This window comes from Pararhizobium sp. DWP1-1-3, assembly GCF_049896125.1.
In the GTDB taxonomy this organism is placed as follows: domain Bacteria; phylum Pseudomonadota; class Alphaproteobacteria; order Rhizobiales; family Rhizobiaceae; genus Pararhizobium.
Window position 1 is genome coordinate 188,581 of sequence record NZ_JAFCTR010000007.1, and the last position, 26,332, is coordinate 214,912.

General features: G+C 60.6%; 31 protein-coding genes. 15 read left to right on the forward strand and 16 right to left on the reverse strand.

Annotation, left to right across the window (positions count from 1 at the left end):
* Positions 1-47: 47 nt before the first annotated feature.
* Positions 48-476 carry a rhodanese-like domain-containing protein gene (locus tag ACP7BS_RS16550; protein WP_426238969.1) on the reverse strand — a complete coding sequence of 143 codons (429 nt, stop codon included), beginning with the start codon at positions 474-476 and terminating at the stop codon, positions 48-50.
* Between the two features lie 88 nt (positions 477-564).
* On the opposite strand from ACP7BS_RS16550, the gene ftrA reads away from it, so the two are divergent.
* On the forward strand, positions 565-1,551 hold the full coding sequence (gene ftrA, locus ACP7BS_RS16555; protein WP_426238970.1) for a transcriptional regulator FtrA: 987 nt from the start codon (positions 565-567) through the stop codon (positions 1,549-1,551).
* 81 nt (positions 1,552-1,632) lie between these two features.
* On the opposite strand, the gene rpmE is transcribed toward ftrA, so the two are convergent.
* Positions 1,633-1,854, reverse strand: coding sequence for a 50S ribosomal protein L31 (gene rpmE / locus ACP7BS_RS16560; protein ID WP_113242022.1), 222 nt, complete (start codon positions 1,852-1,854; stop codon positions 1,633-1,635).
* 218 nt (positions 1,855-2,072) lie between these two features.
* Here rpmE and ACP7BS_RS16565 point away from each other — a divergent pair, with 218 nt between their 5' ends.
* Complete coding sequence (locus tag ACP7BS_RS16565) at positions 2,073-3,878, forward strand: ABC transporter ATP-binding protein/permease (RefSeq protein ID WP_426238971.1); 1,806 nt, start codon at positions 2,073-2,075, stop codon at positions 3,876-3,878.
* 91 nt (positions 3,879-3,969) lie between these two features.
* Positions 3,970-4,959, forward strand: coding sequence for a Bug family tripartite tricarboxylate transporter substrate binding protein (locus ACP7BS_RS16570; protein WP_426238972.1), 990 nt, complete (start codon positions 3,970-3,972; stop codon positions 4,957-4,959).
* A 47-nt stretch (positions 4,960-5,006) separates the two neighbouring features.
* Here ACP7BS_RS16570 and ACP7BS_RS16575 read toward each other — a convergent pair whose 3' ends face one another.
* From ACP7BS_RS16575 to ACP7BS_RS16605, 7 genes are all read right to left on the reverse strand, one after another.
* Complete coding sequence (locus ACP7BS_RS16575) at positions 5,007-6,650, reverse strand: FAD-binding dehydrogenase (RefSeq protein WP_426238973.1); 1,644 nt, start codon at positions 6,648-6,650, stop codon at positions 5,007-5,009.
* A gap of 128 nt (positions 6,651-6,778) precedes the next feature.
* Positions 6,779-7,810: a peptidoglycan -binding protein gene (locus ACP7BS_RS16580; protein WP_426238974.1), complete on the reverse strand. Its 1,032-nt coding sequence runs from the start codon at positions 7,808-7,810 to the stop codon at positions 6,779-6,781.
* A complete protein-coding gene (locus ACP7BS_RS16585) occupies positions 7,810-8,913 on the reverse strand; it encodes a MotA/TolQ/ExbB proton channel family protein (protein ID WP_426238975.1) in 1,104 nt (367 codons plus the stop codon). The genes ACP7BS_RS16580 and ACP7BS_RS16585 overlap by 1 nt, the downstream gene beginning before the upstream one ends.
* A 158-nt stretch (positions 8,914-9,071) precedes the next feature.
* The gene (locus tag ACP7BS_RS16590; protein ID WP_426229693.1) at positions 9,072-9,872 is read right to left on the reverse strand and encodes an inositol monophosphatase family protein; all 801 of its coding nucleotides are present in this window, start codon (positions 9,870-9,872) and stop codon (positions 9,072-9,074) included.
* Between the two features lie 70 nt (positions 9,873-9,942).
* Positions 9,943-10,506 (reverse strand): elongation factor P, encoded by a 564-nt coding sequence (efp, locus tag ACP7BS_RS16595; RefSeq protein WP_426238976.1) that lies wholly within the window; start codon positions 10,504-10,506, stop codon positions 9,943-9,945.
* Between the two features lie 104 nt (positions 10,507-10,610).
* The gene (locus ACP7BS_RS16600; RefSeq protein ID WP_426238977.1) at positions 10,611-11,813 is read right to left on the reverse strand and encodes a tetratricopeptide repeat protein; all 1,203 of its coding nucleotides are present in this window, start codon (positions 11,811-11,813) and stop codon (positions 10,611-10,613) included.
* A 9-nt stretch (positions 11,814-11,822) separates the two neighbouring features.
* A complete protein-coding gene (locus tag ACP7BS_RS16605; RefSeq protein ID WP_426238978.1) occupies positions 11,823-12,476 on the reverse strand; it encodes a thiamine phosphate synthase in 654 nt (217 codons plus the stop codon).
* A gap of 104 nt (positions 12,477-12,580) precedes the next feature.
* Here ACP7BS_RS16605 and ACP7BS_RS16610 point away from each other — a divergent pair, with 104 nt between their 5' ends.
* Both ACP7BS_RS16610 and ACP7BS_RS16615 read left to right on the forward strand, forming a co-directional pair.
* Complete coding sequence (locus ACP7BS_RS16610; protein WP_426238979.1) at positions 12,581-13,360, forward strand: sulfite exporter TauE/SafE family protein; 780 nt, start codon at positions 12,581-12,583, stop codon at positions 13,358-13,360.
* Between the two features lie 142 nt (positions 13,361-13,502).
* Positions 13,503-13,763, forward strand: a complete 261-nt coding sequence (locus ACP7BS_RS16615; protein WP_426229697.1) for an ArsR/SmtB family transcription factor — start codon at positions 13,503-13,505, stop codon at positions 13,761-13,763.
* 195 nt (positions 13,764-13,958) lie between these two features.
* Here ACP7BS_RS16615 and ACP7BS_RS16620 read toward each other — a convergent pair whose 3' ends face one another.
* Positions 13,959-14,132 carry a YdcH family protein gene (locus tag ACP7BS_RS16620; protein ID WP_037099985.1) on the reverse strand — a complete coding sequence of 58 codons (174 nt, stop codon included), beginning with the start codon at positions 14,130-14,132 and terminating at the stop codon, positions 13,959-13,961.
* Between the two features lie 241 nt (positions 14,133-14,373).
* On the opposite strand from ACP7BS_RS16620, the gene ACP7BS_RS16625 reads away from it, so the two are divergent.
* The 7 genes from ACP7BS_RS16625 to ACP7BS_RS16655 all read left to right on the forward strand — a co-directional run bounded on the left by ACP7BS_RS16625 (position 14,374) and on the right by ACP7BS_RS16655 (position 19,248).
* Entirely contained in the window at positions 14,374-14,577 is a 204-nt protein-coding gene (locus tag ACP7BS_RS16625; protein ID WP_426229698.1) for a YdcH family protein, read from the forward strand.
* Between the two features lie 132 nt (positions 14,578-14,709).
* Positions 14,710-15,174: a 5-(carboxyamino)imidazole ribonucleotide mutase gene (purE, locus tag ACP7BS_RS16630; RefSeq protein WP_426239042.1), complete on the forward strand. Its 465-nt coding sequence runs from the start codon at positions 14,710-14,712 to the stop codon at positions 15,172-15,174.
* On the forward strand, positions 15,171-16,220 hold the full coding sequence (locus tag ACP7BS_RS16635) for a 5-(carboxyamino)imidazole ribonucleotide synthase (protein WP_426238980.1): 1,050 nt from the start codon (positions 15,171-15,173) through the stop codon (positions 16,218-16,220). The genes purE and ACP7BS_RS16635 overlap by 4 nt, the downstream gene beginning before the upstream one ends.
* Positions 16,221-16,404: 184 nt before the next feature.
* Positions 16,405-16,530, forward strand: coding sequence for a type B 50S ribosomal protein L36 (gene ykgO, locus ACP7BS_RS16640; protein ID WP_113242037.1), 126 nt, complete (start codon positions 16,405-16,407; stop codon positions 16,528-16,530).
* A gap of 153 nt (positions 16,531-16,683) precedes the next feature.
* Positions 16,684-17,298: a tetratricopeptide repeat protein gene (locus ACP7BS_RS16645; RefSeq protein WP_426239043.1), complete on the forward strand. Its 615-nt coding sequence runs from the start codon at positions 16,684-16,686 to the stop codon at positions 17,296-17,298.
* 110 nt (positions 17,299-17,408) lie between these two features.
* A complete protein-coding gene (locus ACP7BS_RS16650; protein WP_426238981.1) occupies positions 17,409-18,431 on the forward strand; it encodes an alpha/beta fold hydrolase in 1,023 nt (340 codons plus the stop codon).
* 160 nt (positions 18,432-18,591) lie between these two features.
* Positions 18,592-19,248 carry a hypothetical protein gene (locus tag ACP7BS_RS16655; RefSeq protein ID WP_426238982.1) on the forward strand — a complete coding sequence of 219 codons (657 nt, stop codon included), beginning with the start codon at positions 18,592-18,594 and terminating at the stop codon, positions 19,246-19,248.
* A gap of 70 nt (positions 19,249-19,318) precedes the next feature.
* Here the strand turns inward: ACP7BS_RS16655 and pyk are convergent, their stop codons facing one another.
* On the reverse strand, positions 19,319-20,758 hold the full coding sequence (pyk, locus tag ACP7BS_RS16660; RefSeq protein WP_426229702.1) for a pyruvate kinase: 1,440 nt from the start codon (positions 20,756-20,758) through the stop codon (positions 19,319-19,321).
* Positions 20,758-21,210 (reverse strand): DUF1036 domain-containing protein, encoded by a 453-nt coding sequence (locus ACP7BS_RS16665; protein WP_372353174.1) that lies wholly within the window; start codon positions 21,208-21,210, stop codon positions 20,758-20,760. The genes pyk and ACP7BS_RS16665 overlap by 1 nt, the downstream gene beginning before the upstream one ends.
* 216 nt (positions 21,211-21,426) lie before the next feature.
* Here ACP7BS_RS16665 and ACP7BS_RS16670 point away from each other — a divergent pair, with 216 nt between their 5' ends.
* The 3 genes from ACP7BS_RS16670 to ACP7BS_RS16680 all read left to right on the forward strand — a co-directional run bounded on the left by ACP7BS_RS16670 (position 21,427) and on the right by ACP7BS_RS16680 (position 22,947).
* A complete protein-coding gene (locus ACP7BS_RS16670) occupies positions 21,427-22,221 on the forward strand; it encodes an N-formylglutamate amidohydrolase (RefSeq protein WP_426238983.1) in 795 nt (264 codons plus the stop codon).
* A 19-nt stretch (positions 22,222-22,240) separates the two neighbouring features.
* Positions 22,241-22,546 carry a DUF1244 domain-containing protein gene (locus ACP7BS_RS16675; protein WP_426229704.1) on the forward strand — a complete coding sequence of 102 codons (306 nt, stop codon included), beginning with the start codon at positions 22,241-22,243 and terminating at the stop codon, positions 22,544-22,546.
* 137 nt (positions 22,547-22,683) lie between these two features.
* Positions 22,684-22,947, forward strand: a complete 264-nt coding sequence (locus tag ACP7BS_RS16680) for a DUF2312 domain-containing protein (protein WP_113317095.1) — start codon at positions 22,684-22,686, stop codon at positions 22,945-22,947.
* 110 nt (positions 22,948-23,057) lie between these two features.
* Here the strand turns inward: ACP7BS_RS16680 and msrA are convergent, their stop codons facing one another.
* The 4 genes from msrA to ACP7BS_RS16700 all read right to left on the reverse strand — a co-directional run bounded on the left by msrA (position 23,058) and on the right by ACP7BS_RS16700 (position 26,178).
* Complete coding sequence (gene msrA, locus ACP7BS_RS16685; protein ID WP_426238984.1) at positions 23,058-23,579, reverse strand: peptide-methionine (S)-S-oxide reductase MsrA; 522 nt, start codon at positions 23,577-23,579, stop codon at positions 23,058-23,060.
* The gene (msrB, locus tag ACP7BS_RS16690; protein WP_426238985.1) at positions 23,579-24,025 is read right to left on the reverse strand and encodes a peptide-methionine (R)-S-oxide reductase MsrB; all 447 of its coding nucleotides are present in this window, start codon (positions 24,023-24,025) and stop codon (positions 23,579-23,581) included. Before msrB ends, msrA begins: the two co-directional genes overlap by 1 nt.
* Before the next feature lie 82 nt (positions 24,026-24,107).
* The gene (locus tag ACP7BS_RS16695) at positions 24,108-24,233 is read right to left on the reverse strand and encodes a hypothetical protein (RefSeq protein ID WP_426238986.1); all 126 of its coding nucleotides are present in this window, start codon (positions 24,231-24,233) and stop codon (positions 24,108-24,110) included.
* Positions 24,234-24,312: 79 nt separating this feature from the next.
* On the reverse strand, positions 24,313-26,178 hold the full coding sequence (locus ACP7BS_RS16700; protein WP_426238987.1) for a DUF882 domain-containing protein: 1,866 nt from the start codon (positions 26,176-26,178) through the stop codon (positions 24,313-24,315).
* Between the last annotated feature and the right edge of the window lie 154 nt (positions 26,179-26,332).

Below are 26,332 nucleotides of genomic sequence, written 5' to 3' on the forward strand. Positions count from 1 at the left end.
CTAATTGATTAGTCAACACTATTGATTCAACTCTGCCCGGTTGACGCTCATGCCGCCGTCTTGGGAAAAACGTCCGGTTGCGAGCCCGACGCAAAGGGCAACCCTTCATCGGCCCATCCGGTGATGCCGCCAATCATGATCTTCACCGGCCGCCCGAGGCGCGCAAGCTTGAGCGCAGCCTGGTCCGCCCCGTTGCAATGTGGGCCGGCACAATAGGCAACGAACAGCGTATCACCAGGCCATTCCGCCATGCGCGCATGCGTCATTTCGCGGTGCGGCAGGTGGAGCGCGCCCGGAACATGGCGGCGCGCATAAGCGTCGGGCGAACCGACGACGTGCAGAAGGACAAAATCCTGCTCGCCGGAGCTCAAGGCAGATGCCACATCCGAGCAATCGGTCTCCACCGAAAGACGCTTCAGGAAGTGATCGATGGCGACGATGGATGGTGCGGCGGGATAGTCGGTTACAAAGCTCATTTTGGCCTCCGTTATGATGACGGAGAAATTCCTAAGCCACATCCGGGCGGAGTTGCAGATGGCACTATCGCCATATAGGATCAATATTATGCCAAACGTATCTCCAACCTCGCCCAGCCGCAATCCCCTCGTCGTTGCCATCGCCTATGATGGCCTGTGCACGTTCGAATTCGGCGTTGCGGTCGAGGTTTTCGGCCTTTCGCGGCCGGAGATGGGGCCGGACTGGTACCGTTTTGCCGTTGCCGGGATCGATGATGGTGAGATGCGCGCGACAGGCGGCGTGCGATTTGTCGTCGATGGCGGGCTGGAGCTTCTGTCAGAGGCCGATACGATCATCGTTCCCGGTTGGCGCGGCGTGGAGACGCCGGTGCCTGACGATCTGTGCGATGCGCTGAACAAGGCGCATGACCGTGGCGCCCGCATTCTATCGATCTGCTCTGGCGTCTTCGTTCTTGCCGCCGCCGGGCTTCTTTCCGGAAAACGTGCGACGACGCATTGGCGCTACACGGAAACCCTGAAGCTGCGATATCCCGACATTCTGGTGACGCCCGACGTGCTTTATGTCGACGAGGGCAATGTCCTGACATCCGCAGGCAGCGCCGCCGGTCTTGATCTCTGCCTGCACCTGATCCGCCGCGACTTCGGCACGGCAGCCGCCAATACAGTCGCCCGCCGGCTGGTTGTTCCACCCCACCGCGATGGCGGCCAGGCCCAGTTCATCGCGCAGGCGGTCCCAAAGCCCCACGAGAGCAGCCGGCTCGGACCGCTGCTGGATCATATGCGCGCGAACCTGGGTGGCGACCATTCGGTTGAGGCGCTGGCAATGCGCGCAGGCATGAGCACGCGCACGTTCCTGCGGCGCTTTGAGGCGGCGACAGGCGTGACACCGGCGCGCTGGCTCCTGGCCGAGCGGTTGTCGCGCGCACGGGATTTGCTGGAGACGTCGAATGTTTCCGTCGAGACGGTGGCCGAGATCGCCGGTTTCGGAACGACTGCGACATTACGCCATCACTTCCGCAAGCATCTGTCCACGACGCCCGCCGCCTACAAGGAGGCATTCGGCAAAGCGTCATGACAAGGCGAAAGACCGCGCAACCGCAACGCAAAAAAGCCCGGCAAAACCGGGCTTTCTCGACAATATCTTCCAGCAGGAAGCTTAGAGGCCGAGGCCTTCGAAGCGCTTCTTGAACTTGGAAACGCGGCCGCCGCGGTCCAGCATCTGCTGGTTGCCGCCGGTCCATGCCGGGTGCGACGTCGGGTCGATCTCAAGGTTCATGGTCTGGCCTTCCGTACCCCAGGTCGAGCGGGTTTCGTACGTGGTGCCGTCCGTCATGACGACTTTGATCATGTGGTAAGCGGGATGGATATCAGCCTTCATAACAATCTTCCTGCAAGTTCCAGGGTCCAATTGTCGCAAGCCATTAGCGGGCCATTGCGGCATGAGGACCGAACACGTAAATGATGCCGAAGACCACTGAAGGGACCACGGCTTCCCAATTTGATGCCGTGCCTATACATGATGGTCATTAGGATAACAAGTACCGCCGGAGAAGACTCATGCGAGTTTTGTAAGCTTCTTCCGGTATTGGAGGTCATGTGTCGAATGAGGTCGTTCAACCGGCGGGGCGAAAGTCAGTCCGCCCGCTGGTCAAGCTGCTGCCGTATATCCAGCGCTATCGCAATCTCGTCATAGGCGCCGGCATTTCGCTGGTCGCCGCAGCCGTGACCACCTTGACGCTGCCGATGGCCGTGCGCCGGATGATCGACCACGGCTTCTCCAATTCCGATTCCGGTTTCATCAACACCTACTTCTCGATGCTGATGATCCTGGCGATCATTCTGGCTTTGGCGAGTGCCTGCCGCTATTATTTCGTCATCACGCTCGGCGAGCGCATCGTCGCCGATCTGCGCCGCGATGTGTTCGATCATATCACCCGGCTTTCCCCGTCCTTCTTCGACGTCAACCAGTCCGGCGAGATCGTCTCGCGGCTGACCGCCGATACGACGCAGATCAAATCCGCCGTCGGCGCCACCGCGTCGGTGGCGCTGCGCAACATCATCCTGTGTCTCGGGGCCATCGGCATGATGGTCTATACCAGCCCGAAACTGTCGAGCCTGGTGATTGCCGCGATCCCCGTCATCGTTTTTCCGCTGGTGGGGTTCGGCCGCTCGGTGCGGCGCCGGTCGCGTGAGGCACAGGATACGCTGGCCAGCGCCTCAGCCTATGCCGGCGAAGCGATCTCCGCCGCCCGCACCGTTCAGGCCTTCAACGGCGAAGCGGCAGCGCAGGCCCGCTACGGCAGTTCCGTCGAAAGCGCCTATGAGGCGGCGCGCTCCGCCATCAAGGCCCGCTCCATTCTTACAGCATTTGCCATTACCATGATCTTCGGCAGCGTCGTCGCCGTCTTGTGGTTCGGCGCGCAGGACGTGCTGTCCGGCGCCCTCTCGGCCGGTACGCTTGGCCAGTTCCTGCTCTATTCGGTCTTTGCCGCCGGCAGCCTCGGCGCGCTCTCGGAAGTCTGGGGCGAACTCTCCCAGGCCGCAGGTGCCGCCGAGCGATTGAGCGAATTGCTGGTCGAACAGCCCGAGATCACCGCGCCGGCCAATCCACTGCCGATGCCGGAACCGGCGCAGGGTGCGGTAAGCTTTGACGACGTGCACTTCGCTTATCCGTCGCGGCCGGGCTACAAGAGCGTCAAGGGCCTGAGCTTTGCCGTCAAGCCCGGCGAGACGGTTGCGATCGTCGGCCCGTCGGGTGCGGGCAAGAGCACGGTGTTCTCGCTGCTTCTGCGCTTCTACGATCCGGTCAAGGGCGCGGTTTCCGTCGATGGCGCCGATATCCGCGCCGTCGATCCGGAAGCCTTGCGCCGCCGCATCGCCATCGTGCCGCAGGACGTGACGATCTTTGCCGCCTCGATCCACGACAACATCGCCTTCGGCCTGCCGTCGGCATCACGCGATATGGTCAAGATCGCTGCCATGGCCGCACAGGCTGATGAATTCATCGCCAGGTTGGATCAGGGCTACGACACGCAGGTCGGCGAACGCGGCATCACGCTGTCGGGCGGCCAGCGGCAGCGCATCGCCATTGCCCGTGCGATCCTCAAGGATGCGCCCGTGCTGCTGCTCGACGAGGCGACCTCGGCACTCGACGCCGAAAGCGAAACGCTGGTGCAGAAGGCTCTGGATGGCCTGATGCGCGAACGCACGACACTGGTCATCGCCCACCGGCTGGCAACCGTTCTGAAGGCAGACCGCATCCTGGTGATGGACCAGGGCCGGATCGTCGAGGAGGGCACGCATGCGTCCCTCGTCCGCCAGGGCGGCCTTTATGCCAAGCTCGCCCGGCTGCAATTCGACTATGATGCGCCAGAAGCAAGCAATGTGGTCACGCTTGGCTGACGCTGTTAACCGTTAATCTTCTTCCAACGGTTGCCCTGCCGGCTTGCAGCGCTATTGTTGCCCGCAGCAACGTCTTTGGGAGGAGATTTGAATGACTTTGTCTTTATTGAAGCGACGCACGGCTCTCGCGCTTGCGATGGCAGCAGCATCAGCGCTTACGCTTGCCACTGCAGCGCAAGCACAGGAATTCCCCGATCGGCCGGTCACCCTCGTGGTACCATTTGCAGCCGGCGGCTCGACCGACGTCGTTGCCCGCATCATCGGGCAGAAAATGGCCGACGATCTCGGCCAGCAGGTCGTGGTTGAAAACGTCGCCGGTGCCGGCGGCAATCTCGGCGCCGACCGGGTGGCACGGGCTGAGCCCGATGGCTACACCATCCTGATGGGAACAGTCGCGACCCACGCGCTCAATCCGCTGATCCTCAAGACCAAGCCCTACGATCCGGAAAAGGATTTCGCTCCGGTCTCGCTGCTGGTGCTGGTGCCCAACGTGCTTGTCGTCAATCCGGAACTGCCGGCCAAGACCGTCGCGGAGCTCGTCGCTCTTATAAAGGCGGCACCGGAGCAATATTCCTATGCCTCTTCCGGCAATGGCACGCCGCTGCATCTCTCCGGCGAGCTATTCAAGAAGATGGCTGGTGTCAGCATGCAGCACGTGCCCTACAAGGGATCAGGTCCGGCGCTGAACGACGTGATCGGCAACCAGGTGCCGATCATGTTCGACAACCTGCCCTCGTCATCCGGCCATATCAAGTCCGGCACCTTGCGGGCGCTTGCAGTGACCACGAAGGAACGCGCGCCGTCCTTCCCGGATGTGCCGACCATCGCCGAGACCATCCCGGGTTATGAGACCTATACCTGGAACGCTCTGTTTGCCCCGGCCGGAACGCCGAAGGAGGCCATCGACCGGCTGAATGCTGCCGCCAAGAAAGCGCTCGCAGATCCGACCGTGGCCGAAAAGATGAAAGACTTCAGCGCCACCATCATTGCCTCGACACCGGAAGAACTGGCCACCCATGTCACGGCCGAATTGGCGAAATGGGGTCCCGTCGTCAAGGACGCCAACGTCCAGCTGGATTGATCATAAGCCGCTCCCCGGTCATCCGGGGAGCTGTCTCCAAGCATCGATCAGATGCCGACGCTGCGCCCGGCGACCCGTCCCGAAAACAGGCACCCGCCGAGAAACGTCCCTTCCAGCGCGTTATAGCCGTGCATGCCGCCACCACCGAAACCGGCGACCTCGCCGGCCGCATAGAGCCCCGGAACCGGCTCGCCCGACAGTTCCAGCACCCGGCCGTTCAGATCCGTCTGCAGGCCACCCAGCGTCTTCCGTGTCAGGATATTTAGCCGCACGGCAATCAGCGGTCCGGCTTTCGGATCGAGCAGCCGATGAGGCTTGGCCGTCCGCATAAGCCTGTCGCCGAGGTAATTGCGCGCGCCACGAATGGCGGTCACCTGAGCATCCTTGGAGAACGGATTGCCGATCTCCCGGTCGCGAGCCTCGATCTGACCGCGCAGATGCTCCAGCGACAGCCGCCCTTCGCCGCTCAGCGCATTCATCGCCTCAACCAGATCCTCCAGCCGGTCGCGAACGATGAAATCCTCGCCCTTGTCCATAAACGCCTGTACCGGGCCGGGCGGGTTCTTGCCGAGCCGCTTCAACAGCAGTGGAATATTCTTCCCCGTCAGATCCGGGTTTTGCTCGGAGCCGGACAGCGCGAACTCTCGTCTGATGATCGCCTTGGTCAGAATGAACCAGCTATAGTCCGCCCCGGTTTTGCGGATCGCTTTCAGCGTTCCAAGCGTGTCGAAGCCCGGCATGGCAGGTGCTGCAAACCGGTTGCCGTCGGCATCGCACCAGAACGAGGATGGCCCGGGCAGGATGCGGATACCGTGGTTCGTCCAGACCGGATCGAAGTTTCTAAGACCTTCGGTATAGTGCCACATGCGATCCTTGTTGATCACCGATCCGCGCGCATGCTCGGCAATCTCCACCATGCGGCCATCGACATAGTCAGGCACACCGCTGACCATGAACTTCGGCGGCGGGCCAAGGCGATCGACCGGCCATTGCCGCCGCACCATATCGTGATTGCCACCAATACCGCCGGACGAGACGACGACGGCACCGGCCTCGAACCAGAACTCGTCGACCACCTCTCGCGAACTGCGCTGGCCGCGCGGCACGCCGTCACTTTTGAGAACCGAGCCGCGCGCACCGGTAACCGCCCCATTGCTCATGATCAGTTCATCGACCTGATGGCGAAACCGGAAACGGATGCGCCCCCGCGCCTCCAGCGCCCGTGCCCGCGCAATGAACGGCGCCAAAACGCCCGGTCCCGTTCCCCATGTCACATGGAAACGCGGCACCGAATTTCCGTGACCATCGGCCAGACCACCGCCACGCTCTGCCCAGCCGACCACCGGGAACCAGCGCATGCCCTGACTGTGCAGCCAGGCGCGCTTTTCAGTCGCCGCGAAATCGAGATAGGCCTCTGCCCAGCGGCGCGGCCAGAAATCCTCGGGGCGATCGAATTGCGCCGATCCCATCCAGTCCTGGTGGGCAAGATCGAGCGTATCGCGAATGCGCATACGCCGCTGCTCGGGACTATCGATAAACAGAAGACCGCCGAGCGACCAGAAGGCCTGGCCGCCGAGATTCTGTTCGCCTTCCTGATCGAGAACGATGACCCGCAGACCGCGATCGGCAGCCTCGACAGCTGTCACAAGGCCCGCAAGCCCCGCCCCGATCACCAGAACATCACAATCCATCGGCATCCTCCTGCAATTCCACCCACTCCAAACATTACGCACACGTAAACGTCAGGGCAACGGGCAACACGGCCGGAAAGTCCTCGGTAGTGAATGGTTGACCGCCGCGTCAAAAGAGGGCGGGTCCTTTACTTCTCGGTGAGCTTCAACTCGATGCGGCGGTTCTGCGATCGCGCTTCCGGCGTTTCGCCCTCGGCAATCGGCTGGAATTCGCCAAAGCCGGCGGCCACCAGACGGTTGGCGGGAACGCCCTTGGAAATCAGGAATTTGACGACCGATGTCGCACGCGCAGACGAAAGCTCCCAATTGTCGATATAGCGCCCAGTCCCGGACAGCGGCACGTTGTCGGTATGGCCGTCGACACGCAGCACCCAATTGATCTCGGAGGGAATCTCTTTGGCAAGATCAAGCACCGCCGAGGCAAGCTTGCCCATTTCTTCCTGGCCTGCCGGGTTCAACTCGTTGCCGCCTGACGGAAACAGCACTTCCGACTGGAAAACGAAACGGTCGCCGACGATACGGATATTCTCACGGTCCGAAAGGATTTCACGCAGACGGCCGAAGAAGTCGGAGCGGTAGCGGTTCAGCTCCTGCACGCGCTGTGCCAGCGCCACGTTCAGCCGGCGGCCGAGATCTGCGATTTTCGTCTGCGAGGCAGTGTCCTTCGACTCGGAGGCCTGCAGCGCGCCCTCGATGGCAGCAATCTGGCTGCGCAGTGCGGCGATCTGCTGGTTGAGCAGATCGATCTGGTTCATGGCCCGGGTGCTCACCTGCTTTTCCGCATCGAGCTTTCCCGTGAGGTCGCCGATCTGCTGGTTTGCGCTATCGGAACTGCCCGCACCTTGATCCAGCAGCGCCTGCAGCCGTGAGCGCTCGCCTTCCGATGTGGACAGCGATGCCTGGAGATTGGCCAGCGAATCCTCAAGATCCTGCTTGCCGCCCTTTTCCAGCGCCAGAAGCTGGGTCAGTTCGTTGATCTGGCTGTTCAGCCGGTTGAGCACATCGTCCTTGCCGCTGATTTCGCGGCTGAGCAGAAACTGCCCAAGCACAAACACGCAGAGCAGGAACATGATCGACAAGAGCAGCGTCGACAGGGCATCGACAAAACCCGGCCAGTAATCGACGGTCCTCTGGCTGCGGCCCTTGCGCGCCAGTGCCATCAGTCATTCCCTCCGGCATCTTCGACGCGGGCAAGCTTGGGTGGGGTCCTGTCCGGGTGCGTCGGAATCTTGTCTGCATGGCCGATGCGGGACGAAAGCTTGTCGAGCGTCTTGCGCATCGACTTTGCCTCTTCCTGCTGCGCCTCGATCCAGTCGCGCAGCATCTGCTGTTCGCCGCGCATGTTTTTCACCAGCCCTTGTATGCCCTCGGCAAGACTTGCCATTGCGGCAGTGGTGCGCTGGTTCATGCCGCCATCCTGGTTCAGCCGGGCCAATTGTTCGGTCAATTGGCGCAATTCCTCGACCGGCGCCGAAAGCGGCTTGCCAGGCACGGATGCTTGGTCGGAACTGACGTCCGTCACCGAGGAGAGCCAGTTTTCAAGCTCGGTATAGAAGCGGTTTTGCGCGCGGCCGGCCTGAAGATCAAGAAAACCGAGGATCAGCGATCCCGACAGACCGAAGAGCGATGTCGAGAATGCCGTGCCCATGCCGGTCAAAGGTGCAGACAGGCCGGTTTTCAGCGCGGCAAGGACGTCCTCGGTGCTTCCCGTTCCAGCATCCAGAGACTGGATGACGGTATTGATCGAGCCGATCGTGCCGAGCAAGCCCCAGAACGTGCCGAGCAGACCGAGGAAGACCAAAAGGCCGATCAGGTATCGCGAGGTGTCACGCGATTCGTCGAGGCGGGTGGCGATCGAATCGAGAATGGAGCGCAGTGCCGTCGTCGAGATCGACATCGAATGGCGCTGGCCGATCAGCGCCCGCATCGGCGCCAGAAGCACCGGATCGCGGCCGACCTTCTCGGCGCTGCCGGCAGCGCGGAAGGAATTGAACCAGCGGACTTCGGGCCGCAGACTGAAGACATGGTTGAAGACCAGCAGGACGCCAATCAGCAGAACGCCGAAAATAAGGCCGTTCAGGCCGGGATTGCTGAGAAAAGCCGCCTGTGCCTGGCGAAACAGGATGGCTGCGACGAACCCGACGATGATCAGGAAGATCACCATGGTCCAGAAGAAGACCATCGGGCTCGACAGCTTGTTGGGATTATACCCCTCGTTCAAACCTCCGCCGGCATCCCATCCCGACAGTTCCAATTTCGCCATGGGGCTCTACTCTCCGGTTTGCCAGTGCTGCGCCCTTGCCTGCCGAACAGGTAGGGCGACGCTGGGCGGAGACTAGAGGAAGTTTGTGCCAAATTGAAGGGGAAACAACGGGCAACATCAACAGGATGAAACAGCCGCCCGTTCAGACCATTCTCTGCTTACTTGCCTGGAATGGGGCGGTGCAACACGTCATGCAGCGCCTTGCGGATATATTCGTTGCCCGCAACGATCGAGCCGTCGTCCATCGGCTTGTTGCCACCGTCGATATCGGCAACCCAGCCGCCGGCTTCGCGAATCATAAGGATGCCGGCTGCCAGATCCCACGGCATCAGGCCGCGCTCCCAGAAGCCGTCGAAACGGCCGGCAGCGACATAGGCGAGATCAAGCGAGGCAGAGCCCATGCGGCGCACGCCGGCAACTTCGCCCATGACGTGGCGCAGTTCGACCAAATAGGTGCCATGGTTGGCGACGCCCAGATGCGGCGTGCCGGTGCCGATGACAGCATCCGAGAGGTTCTTGCGGGCGGCGACGCGCAGACGGCGGTCGTTGAGGAAGGCTCCGCCGCCACGCTCTGCCGTGTAGAGTTCGTCGGTCGCCGGATTGAGCATGACAGCGGCGACAACTTCGCCCTGGCGCTCAAGCGCCACCGAAATCGCGAAATGCGGAATGCCGTGCAGGAAGTTCGTCGTGCCATCAAGCGGATCGACGATCCAGCGATGCGCGCCATCGGTGCCGATGATCTCTTCGCCTTCCTCGCCGAGGAAGCCGTAGGTCGGGCGGGCTTTCATCAGTTCCTCGCGGAGCAGCTTTTCTGCCTTGCGGTCGGCCTGCGAAACATAATCGCCGGGGCCTTTCAGCGAGACCTGCAGGTTCTGCACTTCGCCGAAGTCGCGCGCCAGGGACTTGCCGGCCTTGAACGCGGCCTGAACCATGACATTGAGAAGAGCTGAGCGTGCCATTTGGCTTTTCCTTCGAAACAGAAAACCGGCCGCAGGAACGGCCGGAGAAATTCAGATATGCCGCTGCGGATCAGTCCGCGCGGCGGAGATAGGTAATTTCATTGGTATCGACCAGAATACGCTCTCCAGTCGCGACGAACGGCGGAACCATGACGCGAACGCCATTTTCCATGATCGCCGGCTTGTAGGAGGACGCTGCCGTCTGTCCCTTCACCACCGGATCGGCTTCCGCGATCGTCAGAACCACCTGGTCCGGCAGCGAGATGCCGATCGGCTTCTCGTCGTAAAGCTTCACCGTCACCATCATGCCGTCCTGCAGGAAGGTGGCGCGATCGCCGACGAAATCCTTCTGCAATTCCAGCTGTTCATAGCTCTCATTGTCCATGAACACCAGCGCATCGCCCTGCTCATAGAGGAATTGGAAGTCTTTCAGTTCAAGGCTGACCAGCTCAACGGTTTCCGACGAGCGAAAACGCTCGTTCAGCTTGGTGCCATCGATCAGGTTCTTCAGTTCGACCTGATTGAAAGCACCACCCTTGCCCGGCTTAACGGTCGTGCACTTCACGGCAGCCCAAAGACCACCATTGTGCTCGACCACGCAGCCGGGCCGAATTTCATTGCCGTTGATTTTCATGGGGAGCATTCCCTAAAGAACCGAGAGCCGCCCCTACGGCCGCCAATCCGGCGCTTCAAGACCACAAAACCCTCGAAAGTTCAAGTCTTGCCGCAGAAACTCGGTCAGGACGAGCGGTATTTGTTGGCAGCACTGAGCGCCGCCTTCTGTTGCTCATCCGTCAGCCCCAGATAGAAATCCTCAAGAGCCGCATCCTTCAGCCCGGCCCGGCGCGACAATACATACCATTTGGCCGCCTCGATCGGATCAGGCCGCGTGCCGATCGCATTGACGTAGAGATGCGACAGCTTGTTCTGGGCCACGACATTGCCGCCGCCGGCTGCCCGCGACATCCACTTGAAGCCTTCCTCGAGATTTCGGTCGCCACCGATGCCATCGACCAACCAGATGGCAAGGTCCAGCTGGGCGGTATCGAACCCTGCCTTGGCTGCCCGGAGCAACCAGTCGCGCGCCGTCGCCCGCTTGTTGTCATCGATGCCATCGACATTTAGATAGATCTGCGACAGGGCATATTGCGCGTCGGCAATGCCCTGCTCGGCAGACTTCTCATAGTAAGGCAGCGCTGCCTTCAGGCCTTTTTCACCGGGCATGTCGGCGACGAGCAGCTGGCCGTAATTGAACTGTGCAGAAGAATTGCCGAGATCGGCAGCCTTCTTCATCAGCTCTTCCGACTTCTTCTTGTCGCGGGTAACATCGCGGCCTTCCATCAGCAGCAGCGCGTATTTGAACATCGCTGCCGGATCGCCGGAATTGGCCGCCTGGCCATACCAGAACGCCGCATCCTTCTTGTTGCGCGCGACACCAAGCCCCTGCGAAAAGATTTCCGCGACCAGCGTCTGCGCCGCCGCATCGCCAAGCTGTGCACGCGGCAAAGCCATTTCCATCGCGGTCAGATAATAGCCGCGCTGAAACGCACCATAGGCATCGTCAGCCTTGCCCTCAAACGGCTTTTCCTGCGGCAAGGCCGGCAGTTCGGCGCCCATGCGCTCCAGCACGTTGACGCCGGTCGACGGCCCCAGCTTTTTGGCATCGGCTTTTTTTGCCTCGTCATCGGCCTTCTTGGCATCTTCGGGAGACTGCAAGGCCGGGAGCTCGCCCTCGGGCAGCGCAGCCCCGTTGAAGGGCGTGATGCGGCCGCGTTTGGCAACCACACCCTCGTCGTTTTCGTCCTGCACCACAGGCGGCGCCGCGTCATTGACACCGGGCAGCGTATCGTCGGCACGAAGGCCCGACGGCGCAACCAGAAGGGCAGCTCCGAGCAACAGGAGAGGAATTCGGCGTAGCGATGGAAAAGGACGGATCAACATGCAAATGTCTTAAGCTTCAAACCGTGGCGCTTTTTCGTCCAGAAGTGCATTGACGCTCGCGACAATGGCCGGTGCCTGTTCCGGCTCGGCAAACACAGCCAGCCGCAACGCGACGAACTCCGCTCCGCTTTCGGCGACGTCAAGCACCGATTCCGGATCCGTACCACCCATGACGATGCAGGGAATTTCGATCATCGAGGCCCACCATTCGGCCAGCGCGACGTTTTTCGGATGCGCCTCCGGCTTGATATCGCCGTCGACCTTTCCGAAGAATACATAATCCGGACGGACTTCACCCATTTCCAGCGCATGGTGACGGTCGGTGGCATTGCCGCCGCCAACGATCAGCTTGGGCGAGAATTTTTCCATCGCTTCCGCCAGCTCGGTGGCATTGCCGGTCACATGCAGGCCGTCGGCCTTGACCCGGCCCGCAACCCGCGTATCGCCGGCAACCAGTGCCGCAGCACCCGCTGCCTGGATCACCGGCACCAGCGCTTCGGCATGCTTCTGGAAGGTCTGATCGTCTAGGCCGTATTGCGGCACGATCACCGAGGCCACATCGCCGCCACGCAGCGCATTGCCCAGGATTTGCGCGCGGCTGTCGATATCGGCGATATCCGGCACGATGAGGACGAGGCGGCAGCGATTGTCTGTATTGCTCATAAATGTCTCTGTTCCCGGTGAAATGCGCGGCGGCGCATCACCCCTACTCGATTTCGATCTGCAAAAGCGATAGACCCTAGCGGCCAAAGGATCAACCGATACCCATGCTTCCTGATTTTCAATTCTATGCCATCGCCATTCCCGCAGTTCTGCTCGTCGGCTTCAGCAAGGGCGGCATGGGAGAGGCGCTTTCGCTCATGGGCGTGCCGCTTCTGTCGCTGGCCGTCTCGCCGGTACAGGCGGCAGCCCTTCTTTTACCGATCCTGATCGCCATGGATCTGGTCGCGCTCTGGACATGGCGAAAGCATGGCGACATGACGACGCTGAAGATCCTGTTGCCCGGCGCACTGATCGGTATCGTCATCGGCTGGGCCACGGCAGCCTATGTGCCGCGCGATGCACTGAGGCTGATCATCGGGGCGATCACCGTTCTTTTCGTGCTGCGCTACGTCTATAATCTGTGGCGGGCGCGTCAGGGGATCATCACCCCCGCCAAGCCGCAAAGGCCGGTTCAAGCAACGTTTTTCGGTAGCCTCGCCGGCTATGGCAGTTTTGTCGCGCATGCCGGCGGTCCGCCATTCCAGATCTACACCCTGCCGCTGAAATTGCCGCCGCGCGAATATACCGGCACGATCGTGCGGTTCTTTGCGATCCTCAACGCCGTCAAACTCATCCCATATTTCGCGCTCGGACAGCTGGATCTCAGCAATCTTACCACGTCGCTGACACTGTTTCCGCTCGCCATGCTGGCGACTATGGCCGGCGCATGGGTGGTCCGGCGCATGCAGCCGCAGGTGTTTTATCCCTTCATGTACACGATGGCATTTCTGGCCGGCTCCAAGCTGGTCTATGACGGGATCATCGCGCTTGTTGCAGGGTCATAGCCGTTCGATGCGAAGACCTGAAAGATCTGTAGGCCGACCGTGGACAATGCACGCGCCAAAGCTGCATTCCGCAACGCAAAATTTCTCTACCGCACCGCACAATTTACTTGCCGGGCGCCGCTATTTCTCTTAGCTTTTGTGCATGGCACAAGCTGATCCCTTCGATGCGATCTCGGACCCGAACCGGCGGTATCTGCTGGAGGAATTGCGCCGCGCGCCGCGCACGGTGAATGAACTGGCACAGGGTTTGCCAATCAGCCGGCCTGCCGTATCGCAGCATCTGAAAGCTTTGCTGGATTCAAATCTCGTATCCGTATCGGCCAGCGGCACAAAGCGGATCTACGCGATCAACAAGCCAGGCTTTGACCGGGTCAATCTCTGGCTGGATCAGTTCTGGTCGTAAGGGGTTTTGGCCGCCAATGGCCAGTCATCGGGAAACTTAATACTTGCGCAGTTTTGGCGAACCTCATGTCCGCACCAACCAACTCCGCATTATCGACAACGCTTGAAACCGGCCTTCAAAGTTCAGTTGGCTGTCCGGAATTCAACAAATGCGCTGGAACACAAGTCTCCCGATGAATGTGATTGCTTTCTGTAATCAGTGAGTTGAAGAACGAATCTTCTCAATTTCGTCCTTCAAGCGCAGCTTCCGACGCTTGATGTCAGCGATATGCTGATCCTGGACCGACGGCTGTGTCAGCGCCGAATGGAGCTCCTGCTCCAAGACACCATGTTTTTTCTCAAGCGTTGCAAGATGAGCCTCAATGGTCATGTGGCAGTCCCTTCCTTTTGCTTGCACCCGATCAGTAAGCGCCGGGTGTTCCACGTATCAACCGAGATAGTGTGCCATGCTATTTTTCATTTGTCGAAGGCGAAATCGTGGCCGACAGCAAATCTCGATGTCGAGATTTGGTATTGGGATAACTTCCCGTTACCAACAATTCTGTGCTAGAGGACGCTCGATTCATGCGGATAGCAGACTATCTGCTGCCGGCGCTGACGGGGAAAATTGCATGCCAGATCAGGATCAGGCCGAACTCAGATTGACCGTAGCGCGGCTGAGACAGGAACATGAAGACTATGATGTTGCGATCAATGCGATGATCCAGACGGGCTGTGACGCTCTGCGTATCCAGCGGATGAAAAAGAAGAAGCTGATCATAAAGGACAAGATCACCAAGATCGAAGACATGATCATTCCCGATATCATCGCCTGAAGCCCTTGCGTGTCCCGCCATGATACGCTGCGAACGCTCCGGCCGGACCTTCGGCCCTCTTGTAACCCGGCCTTGTAACAAAGCGGAACGAACAACGTGACGAAAGCAGCAACCCCGCCCGTCGCCATCATCATGGGTAGCCAGTCCGACTGGGAAACCATGAAGAATGCCGCCGACACGCTCGATGCCCTCGACATCGCCTATGATGCCCGTATCGTTTCGGCGCACCGCACGGTCGATAGACTGATCAATTTTGCCAGAGGCGCGCGCGACGAGGGCTTCAAGGTGATCATCGCCGGCGCCGGCGGCGCAGCCCACCTGCCCGGCATGACAGCCGCGATGACGCCGCTTCCCGTTTTCGGCGTTCCGGTCCAGTCCAAGGCGCTCTCCGGCCAGGACAGCCTGCTCTCCATCGTCCAGATGCCGGCCGGCATTCCCGTCGGCACCCTGGCGATCGGCCGCGCCGGCGCCATCAATGCAGCCCTTCTGGCCGCCGCCGTTCTGGCACTCAGCGATTCCGATCTTGCCGACCGGCTCGACGACTGGCGCGAACAGCAAAGCGCTGGGGTTGCCGAATATCCCGTGGATCAGGCATGAAGACCATCGGCATCATCGGCGGCGGCCAACTCGCCCGCATGCTGGCCATGGCCGCAGCCCGGCTGAATTTCCGCACCGTCATACTGGAGCCTCAGATCGACTGTCCGGCAGCGCAAGTCGCCAACAGCCAGATCGTCGCCGCTTATGACGACCCGGAAGCGCTCGAACGGCTTGCTGCGGACTGTGATGTCGTCACCTACGAATTCGAGAACGTTCCCGTCGATGCGGCCGAACGCCTCGCCCGGACCCTCCCCGTCTTCCCGCCGCCAAAGGCTCTGGAAATATCGCAAGACCGGGTGACGGAAAAACAGTTTCTCAACGGCTGCGGCATCGACACCGCACATTTTCATGCAATTGACAGCCAGGCTGACCTTGAGCGGGCGCTTGCCGACTTCTTCGGCAAGGGGGTCCTGAAAACCCGGCGCCTCGGGTATGACGGCAAGGGCCAGAGGGTGTTCCGCAGCGAGGCTGACGATCCGGGTGGCGCCTATCTGGCGCTCGGCGGCGTTCCGTGCATTCTGGAAAGCTTCGTGCCGTTCGAGCGGGAAGTCTCCATCATCGCCGCGCGCGGCACCGATGGCACCATTGCCTGCTACGATCCGGCCGAAAACGTCCACCGCAACGGCATTCTCCACACGTCCACCGTTCCGGCCTCGATCAACGAGGCGACGGCCGAGGCAGCCCGCCTTGCGGCCACGGCTATCCTGACGGCGCTTGGTTATGTCGGCGTCATCGGCGTCGAGTTTTTCGTGCTTTCGGACGGCACCCTGATCGCCAACGAGATCGCCCCGCGCGTCCACAATTCCGGCCACTGGACGGAGGCAGCCTGCGTAGTCTCGCAGTTCGAGCAGCACATCCGCGCCGTCACCGGATTGGCCCTGTCGGACGGCGCCCGCCACTCCGGCTGCGTGATGCAGAACCTGATCGGCGACGATATCGACGACCTGCCGGCATGGCTCGCCAAGCCCGATACGCTCGTTCACCTCTATGGCAAGACGGAAGCACGGCCGGGACGTAAGATGGGGCATGTCACCTGGCTTGACTAAGGGTTTAACCCACAGAAAAGCCGCCAACCGCCATGAAAACAGGCTCTCTGCGGTTGACACGTTTACGATGCCGGGTTATTTGCCTGCCACCCTAAGAGCGCGCTCGGCCTTAACGGTCTGCAAGCGCGCTTTTGATTGTTAAAGACCGGCGAGTTCAAAGTCGCCGAAACTGCGGATCAGAAAAATGAAGATCAAAAATTCGCTTAAGTCGCTGAAGTCCCGTCACCGCGAAAACCGTCTGGTTCGCCGCAAGGGTCGCGTCTACATCATCAACAAGCTGAACCCGCGCTTCAAGGCCCGTCAGGGCTGATCCATCGTGTGCGCCGGAAGTCTGTGCTTTCGGAAAGACCACGCATGGGTTGAGTGCGCTCGGGTAGACTTGCTTTCAACACAGCTTGTTTCCCAGCGGTTCATCATTTTGATGTCTCAAATTTGATTTGATCTTCGGCCATGGCGGACTACCATATCTGCCATGGTTAAACTCATGTCTTCATTTTTGATTCTCGGCAGCATACTCGTTGCATCCGCAACCAGTCCCCTGCCCGCCTTTGCCGCTGATGCGGCCCAGGCATCGGCGACGTCTGAGCTGACGACGCCCATGCAGAAGCTCGATACGCTTTTTGCCGAATTGAAGCGCGAACGCGACCAGGACAAGGCGCGCGAGATTTCCAACCGGATCCGCGTGGAGTGGCAGGAGTCCGGCAGCGCCACCGTCAATCTCCTGATGCAATGGGCGTCCAAAGCCGTCGAAACTAACCAGCAGGCAACCGCACTGGATATTTTCGACCAGGTCATCACCCTCTCACCGCGCTATGTCGAAGGCTGGAACCAGCGGGCAACGCTGCATTACCAGATGGGCAACTACCGCAAGTCCATGTCCGACATCAACCAAGTGCTGGCGATCGAGCCGCGTCATTTCGGCGCCCTTGCCGGAATGGCCGCGATCCTCACGTCTTCCGGACAGGACGAGCTGGCACTGCGCGCCTGGGAACAATTCCTCGACATCTATCCCGCCGACCGCAAGGCGCAGGAGCAGCTTGGCGAGCTGGAAGAAAAACTTGCCGGCAACCGCACATAATTCTGCCTCCCCGGCGAAACCGTGGCGCCCTCTTCTACGTATCGGACGATAACCGACCATCCGGCCGATTGCCCATCCGGACGATCTGCAAGCGCGCGGAAGAGGGATTGATGAATTTCGTTTTCAGGAAAGTCATGCTGGTCTTTGCATCCGTGTTCCTTGCCGCCCTCGTCACTGGGTTCGGTTTCAGCGCCTATCAGGCGGCAGCCTTCGAACGGGACAATCCCAATACCGGTGAGCGGATCGATGTCGGCGGCTACAAGATGAACAGCGTCTACGTGCCGCGCCCGAAAAACGCCGATCTGCCCACCCTGGTTTTCATCCACGGGGCAAGCGCCAATCTGCGCGACCCGATGGTTGCCTTCCGCAGCAAGCTCGAAGGCCGCGCCGACATGCTGTTCCTCGACCGCCCCGGCCTCGGCTTCTCCGATCGCGGCGGGCCGCAGAATGCCTATCCCGACGGCCAAGCCGATGCGATCGCCGCCCTGATGAAAAAGCGCGGCATCAAGAAAGCCATCATCGTCAGCCATTCTTTCGGCGGTGCGATTGCCGCCACCTTCGCCCTGAACCACAAGGATATGGTGGCGGGCCTGCTGTTTCTGTCCCCGGCCACCCACCCCTGGCCCGGCGGTATCGAGTGGTATTACAGCGTCACCAGAACGCCGGTGCTCGGCTGGCTGTTTGCCACATTGGTGGCGCCACCCATCGGCCTTGCCTCGATCGACAAGGCGACCAGATACGTTTTTGCACCCAATCCGCGCCCTGACAGCTATGTTGAAGACACAGCCGCCTACCTGGCGATCAGGCCCGCCGCCTTTCGCAACAACGCCATCGATATCGCCAATCTGCTCGACTACGTGAAGCGAGTTGCGCCGCGCTACAAGGAGATCAAGGCACCGACCGTGATCATCACCGGCGATGCCGACCGCGTCGTCCTGCCGGAGATCCACTCGCGGCAACTGCATGAAGAGATTGCAGGCTCGACACTGCTGCGCATCCATAATCTGGGCCACAAGCCGGATTACATCGTCACGGATCTCGCCATTGCCGCGATAGAATCTCTGGCGGGCAAGAAGCGTGACCTGAACGCATTCGCCGCACAGGCTGAGGCCGGGATCACGGTGGTAAACTAGCTTCTTTCAGCAGCTTAACAGCTAACGCGCCAGCCCCATGCAAGTTGGCGATTGCAACCTGCGGCCCCAATCCGGAGGTCCCATTCATGCAAATCGGCGGCATCGCCACAACCTATCCCGTCGCACCACGGCCTCCACAGCAGGGGCGGGCCCGGCTGGCGTGGCAACCGATACGCAAAGCCTGCGGGACTGGGCGCTCGGCATGCTGAAAAGCACGGCAGAAACCGATGCCGACGACATGAAGGCGCGGGCGAGGCAAAAACTGGATGACGCCAAGAAGCAGCTGGAATACCTCCGCCGCTGGAATTTCGATCCGGAAATCCTCGCCCGGCAGGCAGGCCATCTGGCCCGCGAAATCGGCGCTGCAGCCAAGGACTTTGCATCGGCCGTTTCAGCCGGATCGATCACAGGAGCCGGCACGACCAGCACGACGGAGGCTGCGGCAACGCTGGCCGGGCAGTCCGATGCGCAGACCGCTGGGACGACCGACAGCGCTGAAGACGACATGTCCTTCGCCCAGAAGGCCTATCAGGACACGATGAAGGATGGCACGGAGCAACAGACCGTCTCCGCCGATGACCGCAAGACGCTTGAGGAATTCAAGGCCGTGGCGCAGGAGATCAAGGCTTTGCTCGAAGATGCCCAGCGGCGCATGCGCGAGCAGAAGAATGCCGACCAGAACGCCATAAGCGAAGTGCAGAGGTCGGGAGAGAGCCTGAACCAGGCAATCGAAGGCTTGAACGCCGCGTTCGGCAGCGGCGCTCCAGCTGGAGCACCGGGTGTGACAATCGCCATCCCCGTCAGCATCACCATCTGACCAGAGAAGCCAAAAGACAAAAAAACCGCCGGATCGCTCGGGCGGTTTTTTCATGAACTTTAAGCTTGTCTCAGACGCCGCTGAGGCCGTCGGAGCCGATATAGGCGATACGCAGCATGTTGGTGGCGCCCGGCGTTCCGAGCGGAACGCCGGCCGAGATGATCACCCGGTCGCCCGGCTTGCCGAAGCCTTCGGTGGCAACGATGCGGCAGGCGCGGTTGACCATGTCGTCCAGATCGGTCGCATCGGACGTTACGACGCAGTGCAGGCCCCAGACGACGGAGAGACGGCGTGCCGTCTGGATAACCGGTGACAAGGCCAGGATCGGAACCTGCGGACGCTCGCGCGCGGTGCGCAGGCCGGTCGTGCCGGACGAGGTATAACAGACGATGGCCGACAGCTTGAGCGTTTCGGCAATCTGGTGGGCAGCCAGCGAAATCGCATCGGCGCCGGTGGCTTCCGGGGGAGTGCGCTGGGCATAGATGATGCCCGGATAATGCGGGTCGGTTTCAATCTTGCTGGCAATCGAGGCCATGGTCGCCACCGATTCCACCGGATAATCACCCGAAGCCGATTCGGCCGACAGCATGATGGCGTCAGCGCCTTCGAACACGGCCGTCGCAACGTCGGAGACCTCGGCGCGGGTCGGGACCGGAGCCGAAATCATCGATTCCAGCATCTGCGTGGCGACGACGACCGGCTTGCCGGCGCGGCGGGCAGCCCGGATCAACTGCTTCTGCAGACCGGGAACGGCCTCAAGCGGCATTTCCACGCCGAGGTCGCCACGGGCAACCATCAGCGCATCGGACAGCTCGATGATTTCGTCGATCCGCTCGATCGCCTGCGGCTTTTCGATCTTCGACATCAGGCCGACGCGGCCGCGCGAGATCTTGCGGACTTCGGACAGATCTTCCGGACGCTGAATGAACGACAGGGCGACCCAATCGACATCCTCGGTTTCGAGGACGGCGTCGAGGTCGGCACGGTCTTTTTCGGTCAACGCACCGACGCTCAGCAGCGTATCGGGAAGGCTGACACCCTTGCGGTCGGAAATCTTGGTACCGGCGATAACGGTGCAGACAATGCTCTTGCCGTCCGACTTGTCGGCGCGCAGATGCAGCTTGCCGTCATCGATCAGCAGGCGGTGGCCGGCCTTGACCGATTCCAGAATTTCCGGGTGCGGAAGGTAGACACGGGTGGCGTCGCCCGGCTCGTCCTTGTTGTCGAGGGTAAACGTCTGTCCGGGAACCAGATCGACCTTGCCGGCGGCAAACTTGCCGACCCGCAGTTTCGGTCCCTGAAGGTCGGCGAGAATGCCGATCGGCCGGCCACAGCGCGCCTCGACATTGCGGATGCGCTTGATCAGCGTGCGCATCATATCGTGGCTGGCATGGCTCATGTTGATCCGGAAAAGATCAGCCCCCGCCTCGTGCAGCTTCTGGATCATCTCTTCTTCGCCCGATGCCGGTCCGAGCGTTGCGAGGATTTTGACTTTTCTATTCCGCTTCATCAGTTATGGCTTTCTTGAGTCCCTGGGGTGTCGGACAACTGAACCATCCAGCTTCCCTGACGCCCCGTGTCGTATTCCTTGAACCCCATCCGCTGAAAACCGCGCGCGAAACAGTCCTGCACGCCGGTTACTTTGAACTCGTTTTCGGCAACGCACATATTGACGTCGCCCGTCCAGCGTCCGCCGCGAGCCGCATCTTCAGCATAGAGATAATAGTATCGTGACTGGAGTTCGCCCTCGATCAGGGTGGCGCAGGTTGTCGCGGGGACCTGCCACCAGCCTTCGGTGATCCAGCCTTCCTTGGCACGGTAGCCGATAGCGACGCCGACCAGATTCTGCGTCCCATTGCAGACGCGAAACTCGGCGCGGGCTTCACTTGCGATCAACGCCGGCGAAAACGCGGTAAGAACGAAGAGGAGAATGGTGCTTAAGGACCAGTTCCGCAGAGTCAGCCTGGAAAAAGGATATCTGGACACGGTTTCCAATGGGTCTCCGTTGGGATTAGTCGAGGGACTTTCTTGCGACGGTAGGGCTTGAATGTCAACGCGACTCTAATCGATTACATCTGGCTTTTTGTTGACGCAAACATCGCAAATCCGCGACTGCCTTGCGATATCCACCACAGCATGCCATCAAATTTTGTCAAGGATGAAACAAGTTGATACTGTATGCCCCAAACATCACCATTCGAAATCATTGAAGGCGACCCGTCGGCTGGACTGGTCATTCTTGCCGATCACGCCACAAACCGCCTGCCGCCGGAATATGGCCGCCTGGGCCTTCCCGAAAGTGCTTTCGCGCGCCACATCGCCTATGACATCGGCGTCGAACCGCTCGTGCGCCGATTGGCGGCACGGTTGAATGTGCCGGCTGTTCTTAGCTGCTTCTCGCGGCTGTTGATCGACCCCAACCGGGGCGAGGACGATCCGACGCTGATCATGAAGATTTCCGACGGTGCCATTGTTCCCGGCAACCATCCGATTACCGCGGAGGAATGGGAAACCCGCCTCAACCGTTTCCATCGCCCGTATCACCGCGCGGTTTCGCAAACCATCGCCGATGTCAGCGCAGCAAGCGGCAAGGCGCCGCTGGTGATTTCCATCCACTCCTATACCCCAGCCTGGAAGGGTGTACCCCGCCCCTGGCATGCTGCGGTTCTCTGGGACGGCGATCCGCGCGCGGTGACGCCGTTGATCGAAGCGCTTGAAGTCTCCGGCGAAATCCTTGTCGGCGACAATGAGCCCTATGACGGTGCCCTGCGTGGCGACACGATGTTTCGCCACGGCATGGAAACCGGCATTGCCCACGCGCTGATCGAAGTGCGCCAGGACCTGATCGGCGATGATAGCGGCGTTGCCGAATGGGATGCCCGGCTTGGCCCGATCCTTAAAAATTTGAATGCCCGCCCCGAATTGCACGAAATCAGGCGTTATCCGTCGCGCACCGGACCCTATATGTTCTGACAGCTGAAAGAGACCGACGATGAGCGACCTGACACCACAACAACAGCTTGAATTCGAAGCCGCCGCCTTTCGCCGCCTGGTGTCCCACCTGCGCGAACGCGGCGACGTGCAAAACATCGACTTGATGAACCTGGCCGGGTTTTGCCGCAATTGCCTGTCCAACTGGTACCGTGATGCCGCCAATGCCGCAGGCGTCGATATGGACAAGGAAACATCCCGCGAGATCGTCTATGGCATGCCTTACGAGGAGTGGCGGGCTCTGAACCAGAAGGAGGCCACTGGCGAGCAGAAGGCGGCCTTTGAAGCGAGCAAGCCCAAGGAATAACGCTCGAGGCAGCCCTCCCGGGCCGAAAATCAGCGCGGTGTTGCGCAATGTCACTTGACCTCGACCGCACTTCGCGGCAGGTCACAGCCTCACAAATTCAGTCCCACCTCATTGATATCCCCAACAAGGAGAACACCATGTCGGATGCCCACGGCGTCGCACGCGACCAGCTTCGTTCGTTCATCGAGCGCATCGAGCGGCTGGAAGAAGAAAAGAAGACCATCGCCGACGACATCAAGGATGTGTACGGCGAAGCAAAGGGCACCGGTTTCGACACGAAGATCCTGAAAAAGGTCATCGCGATCCGCAAGCAGGACAAGGACGAGCGCATGGAACAGGAAGCCATCCTCGACACCTATCTCGCAGCCCTCGGCATGATCGAAGCGCCGGACGCCGCATAAAGCAATCTCACCCAATCGAAACGGGTGCAGGCTTTGAACATTAAAAAGGCCGGTGTCGACCGGCCTTTATCATTCTGGAACGATGGCAAAATAGAGCGAAGATAACCGCCTCAGGCAGCCGCTTCGCTGCCCTTCTCGCGTCGCGGCAGTTTCCAGCCCGGACGGATGAAATGGCAGGTATAGCCGTTCGGAATGCGCTCCAGGTAATCCTGGTGCTCGGGCTCGGCTTCCCAGAAATCGCTGACAGCGTCCACTTCCGTCACCACTTTTGCCGGCCACAGTCCGGAGGCATCGACATCGGCAATGGTTTCCAAGGCAACCCGCTTCTGCGCGTCGTCGGTATAGTAGATCGCCGAACGATAGCTGGCGCCCGTATCATTGCCCTGTCGGTTGGCCGTCGATGGATCGTGGATCTGGAAGAAGAACTCCAGCAGATCACGATAGCTGATCCGCGCGGGATCGAAGGTGATTTCGATGGCTTCGGCGTGGTTTCCATGGTTGCGATAGGTCGCATTCGCGACGTCGCCGCCGGTATAACCGACCCGTGTCGAGATGACGCCGTCATAACGGCGGATCAGATCCTGCATGCCCCAGAAGCAGCCACCGGCCAATACTGCGCGTTCGGTTGTCATCAGATATCCTCCACCTGAAAGAGATAGTCACCATAGCCTTCCGGCTCCATCTTGTCGCGGGGGACAAAGCGGAGAGAGGCCGAGTTGATGCAATAGCGCAATCCGCCGCGGTCGCGCGGACCGTCGGTAAAGACATGCCCGAGATGGCTGTCGCCGTGTTTCGAGCGGACCTCGGTCCGGGCCATTCCATGCGATACATCGCGCAGCTCGGCAACATGGGCAGGCTCGATCGGCTTGGTGAAGCTTGGCCAGCCGCAACCGGATTCATATTTGTCGGATGACGCAAACAAGGGTTCGCCGGAGACAATATCGACATAGATGCCCGGCGCCTTGTTATCGTTATATTGCCCGGTGCCCGGCCGCTCCGTGCCGTTCTCCTGCGTGACGCGATACTGTTCTGCAGACAGTTTCGCAATCGCCTCCGGGGTCTTGCTGTACTTCGGCATTCGCACACTCCTTGTCCGTTTTAAACGGGAACTCCTTCACGGCCTTCCGTTTCCATGCGCCGCTGGCTGCAAACCAAACACATCACAGCAGGATGGGAAACGTTTCTCCGACGAAGGGAATGACGGTGATATAGGAAGGCAAAAGCGCTTTCGCCACGCCGTTCAACGCCAAAAGAGGCGCTCGAACGCCGTAAACGCACACTTTCATGTGATATCGTTGCGCGCCGCTGCGGACAACAAAAAGCCCGCCGTCACCGGCGGGCCTTGTCGAGGTTCAATCTCAACAATCAGTTGGTGCTGAATTTCTTCACTTCGAGGAAGTTGACCGCGGTCCCACTGAACCGCGCGGTGTCGGCCGCCACGGCTTCATTGGAGAAGCCAGCCGAGTAGACCGTCGTCGGTGAAGCGCGCAGGGCCTTGCTGACAAAGCGCGGCGCTTTCACCGGCTTCGACAGGGTGGCCATGCGGCCGTTTGTCAACGCCCAGGAAGAGATGATCTGCTGGGTCAGCTTCGGCTCCGTGCGCACCGACGAGCGGGTCGCGGCATCGGCCTCCTGTTTCTTCGGACGCTTGCCCTTGGCAGGCGCTTCGGAACTGCCATCGAACGCATCGTCGAACACTGCATCGCGCGCGCTAGCAGCCGATTGCGGGACGAACGCAGCCATTTCGACCGGCTGCTCCTTCTGCGTCGGCTCCGCCAATGCGACGCGTGTCTGCGCTTCGGCTGCGGCTTCCACCGGCTTCTGCGCCAAGGCAACGGCCTGCGGCTGTACCCGTTCGGCGAACGACGGGACCGCGACATTGGCGTCTGCCACGGCCATCAGCGCTTCCTCGCCTGCCGGCCGCGCACCGGGAACCGGGACAAAGCCGAGCGCTGCCACGTCTTCAGGCAACACGGCCGCATTCGGGTCGGTCGAGGCCATCAGCGTGTCGCTGCCGGCATCGCCATTGGCGCCACGCTTGCCGAGCATCTGAGGCACCGGAATCTTGTAGGCGGTCAGATCGGCATATTGACCTTCGGTGGTTGCAGCGGGTGCCGGCAGAGCGGCAGCCCAGGCTTCCTGTGTGGTTTCCTTGGTCGGCGCGACCAGGGCCGTCTGAATGCCGGCGTCGGCATCCTTGAAGGCCGGCCTTACGCCGGGAACGGGAGCAGCAACATCCTTCTGTTGCGCGGCTGGCTGCTGGACGGAATTCTCTACGCCCGGAAGGGCCTGTTCTGCAGCAGCGACTTGCGTGACTTTCGCCTTGGCGGCCGGCTGCTCGTCAGAGCCTTCAAGATCGGCACTGGCAATTGCGTTGGGTTCTTCATCCTCATCGCCGCCGCCGCCGCCGAAGAGCATGGCGAACAAGTTGCCCTTACGCTTGGTCGTTTCCTTGTCGCCCGCCCCCTTGGTACCGCCACCGGCTACTTCGATGCCGCTGGCACCGACGCGCCGCTTGTAGTCTGAGACGGCCAGCTCATAGCCCGGCAACGGCTTGCCGTCGGCCGGAACATGCAGGGTCTTGCCGTCCGGGAACAGCCGGACAAGTTCGTTGCGGGTCATGCGCGGCCAGGCGCGTACGCCGCCGACATCCATATGCACGAAAGGCGATCCGGAGGTCGGATAAAAGCCGACGCCGCCGACCTGGAACTTCATGCCGATTTCGCGCAGGGTCTTCAACTTGACGTCAGGCAGATAGAAATCCATCGCCTTGCCCAGCATGTGCTGGCTTTTCTTGGCGACACCCTTCGAGCGCGACCGCAGCATGCCGTTGGTGGCTGGCGAACGGTAGGCCGAAACCACGTGAATATAATCGCGCGAACCGCTCTTCTGGTAGACTTCCCAAACGAGATCGAGAAGACGGGGGTCCATCTTCGTCGGTTCATTGCGGCGCCAGTCGCGCAGGAAGCGGTTGATCTCCTGCAGGCCCTTGGCATCGTAACGGCCGTTGCGCTTGAAGGTGATCGACGCCTTTTCCTGGGTGTGAATGAAATAGAGCTTGAGCGTACGCGTCTGGCCTGCTGCCTCGACAGGCGGCGCAAAGCCGGGCGTAACCATGGACGCGGCGATCAGAAGCGATGCGAGAACACGCGGCAGCTTGCCGGCAACCGCGGCGCAAAAGCGGGTGATCCCGGAGCCGCTAGGCTTCTTGAATCCGAACAAATTTTGCAAACTCAATCCCCGTCCGACGGACAACGCGTCCCGTGGCTGCTCAGATGACTGTCAATTGCGGTGACAGCATGGCAAATATGCCACAGTCATCGGTTATCCTTATAATATAGTGAATGGTTCACTAACAAGGTCTAAACGACAACAGCCAAATACG

Bases quoted from the DNA above. Each gene is read 5' to 3' on its own strand.
- efp (WP_426238976.1), bottom strand. From the start codon at position 10,506: ATGAAAATCAACGGCAATGAAATTCGGCCCGGCTGCGTGGTCGAGCAC.
- ACP7BS_RS16590 (WP_426229693.1), bottom strand. From the start codon at position 9,872: ATGGCACGCTCAGCTCTTCTCAATGTCATGGTTCAGGCCGCGTTCAAG.
- ACP7BS_RS16550 (WP_426238969.1), bottom strand. From the start codon at position 476: ATGAGCTTTGTAACCGACTATCCCGCCGCACCATCCATCGTCGCCATC.
- ACP7BS_RS16625 (WP_426229698.1), top strand. From the start codon at position 14,374: ATGCCAGATCAGGATCAGGCCGAACTCAGATTGACCGTAGCGCGGCTG.
- pyk (WP_426229702.1), bottom strand. From the start codon at position 20,758: ATGAAGCGGAATAGAAAAGTCAAAATCCTCGCAACGCTCGGACCGGCA.
- msrB (WP_426238985.1), bottom strand. From the start codon at position 24,025: ATGCCGAAGTACAGCAAGACCCCGGAGGCGATTGCGAAACTGTCTGCA.
- ACP7BS_RS16675 (WP_426229704.1), top strand. From the start codon at position 22,241: ATGAGCGACCTGACACCACAACAACAGCTTGAATTCGAAGCCGCCGCC.
- ACP7BS_RS16670 (WP_426238983.1), top strand. From the start codon at position 21,427: ATGCCCCAAACATCACCATTCGAAATCATTGAAGGCGACCCGTCGGCT.
- ACP7BS_RS16585 (WP_426238975.1), bottom strand. From the start codon at position 8,913: ATGGCGAAATTGGAACTGTCGGGATGGGATGCCGGCGGAGGTTTGAAC.
- ACP7BS_RS16575 (WP_426238973.1), bottom strand. From the start codon at position 6,650: ATGGATTGTGATGTTCTGGTGATCGGGGCGGGGCTTGCGGGCCTTGTG.
- ACP7BS_RS16695 (WP_426238986.1), bottom strand. From the start codon at position 24,233: ATGAAAGTGTGCGTTTACGGCGTTCGAGCGCCTCTTTTGGCGTTGAAC.
- ACP7BS_RS16615 (WP_426229697.1), top strand. From the start codon at position 13,503: ATGGCACAAGCTGATCCCTTCGATGCGATCTCGGACCCGAACCGGCGG.
- ACP7BS_RS16620 (WP_037099985.1), bottom strand. From the start codon at position 14,132: ATGACCATTGAGGCTCATCTTGCAACGCTTGAGAAAAAACATGGTGTC.
- ACP7BS_RS16600 (WP_426238977.1), bottom strand. From the start codon at position 11,813: ATGTTGATCCGTCCTTTTCCATCGCTACGCCGAATTCCTCTCCTGTTG.
- ACP7BS_RS16570 (WP_426238972.1), top strand. From the start codon at position 3,970: ATGACTTTGTCTTTATTGAAGCGACGCACGGCTCTCGCGCTTGCGATG.
- ftrA (WP_426238970.1), top strand. From the start codon at position 565: ATGCCAAACGTATCTCCAACCTCGCCCAGCCGCAATCCCCTCGTCGTT.
- ACP7BS_RS16635 (WP_426238980.1), top strand. From the start codon at position 15,171: ATGAAGACCATCGGCATCATCGGCGGCGGCCAACTCGCCCGCATGCTG.
- ACP7BS_RS16680 (WP_113317095.1), top strand. From the start codon at position 22,684: ATGTCGGATGCCCACGGCGTCGCACGCGACCAGCTTCGTTCGTTCATC.
- rpmE (WP_113242022.1), bottom strand. From the start codon at position 1,854: ATGAAGGCTGATATCCATCCCGCTTACCACATGATCAAAGTCGTCATG.
- purE (WP_426239042.1), top strand. From the start codon at position 14,710: ATGGGTAGCCAGTCCGACTGGGAAACCATGAAGAATGCCGCCGACACG.
- msrA (WP_426238984.1), bottom strand. From the start codon at position 23,579: ATGACAACCGAACGCGCAGTATTGGCCGGTGGCTGCTTCTGGGGCATG.
- ykgO (WP_113242037.1), top strand. From the start codon at position 16,405: ATGAAGATCAAAAATTCGCTTAAGTCGCTGAAGTCCCGTCACCGCGAA.
- ACP7BS_RS16605 (WP_426238978.1), bottom strand. From the start codon at position 12,476: ATGAGCAATACAGACAATCGCTGCCGCCTCGTCCTCATCGTGCCGGAT.
- ACP7BS_RS16580 (WP_426238974.1), bottom strand. From the start codon at position 7,810: ATGGCACTGGCGCGCAAGGGCCGCAGCCAGAGGACCGTCGATTACTGG.
- ACP7BS_RS16650 (WP_426238981.1), top strand. From the start codon at position 17,409: ATGAATTTCGTTTTCAGGAAAGTCATGCTGGTCTTTGCATCCGTGTTC.
- ACP7BS_RS16610 (WP_426238979.1), top strand. From the start codon at position 12,581: ATGCTTCCTGATTTTCAATTCTATGCCATCGCCATTCCCGCAGTTCTG.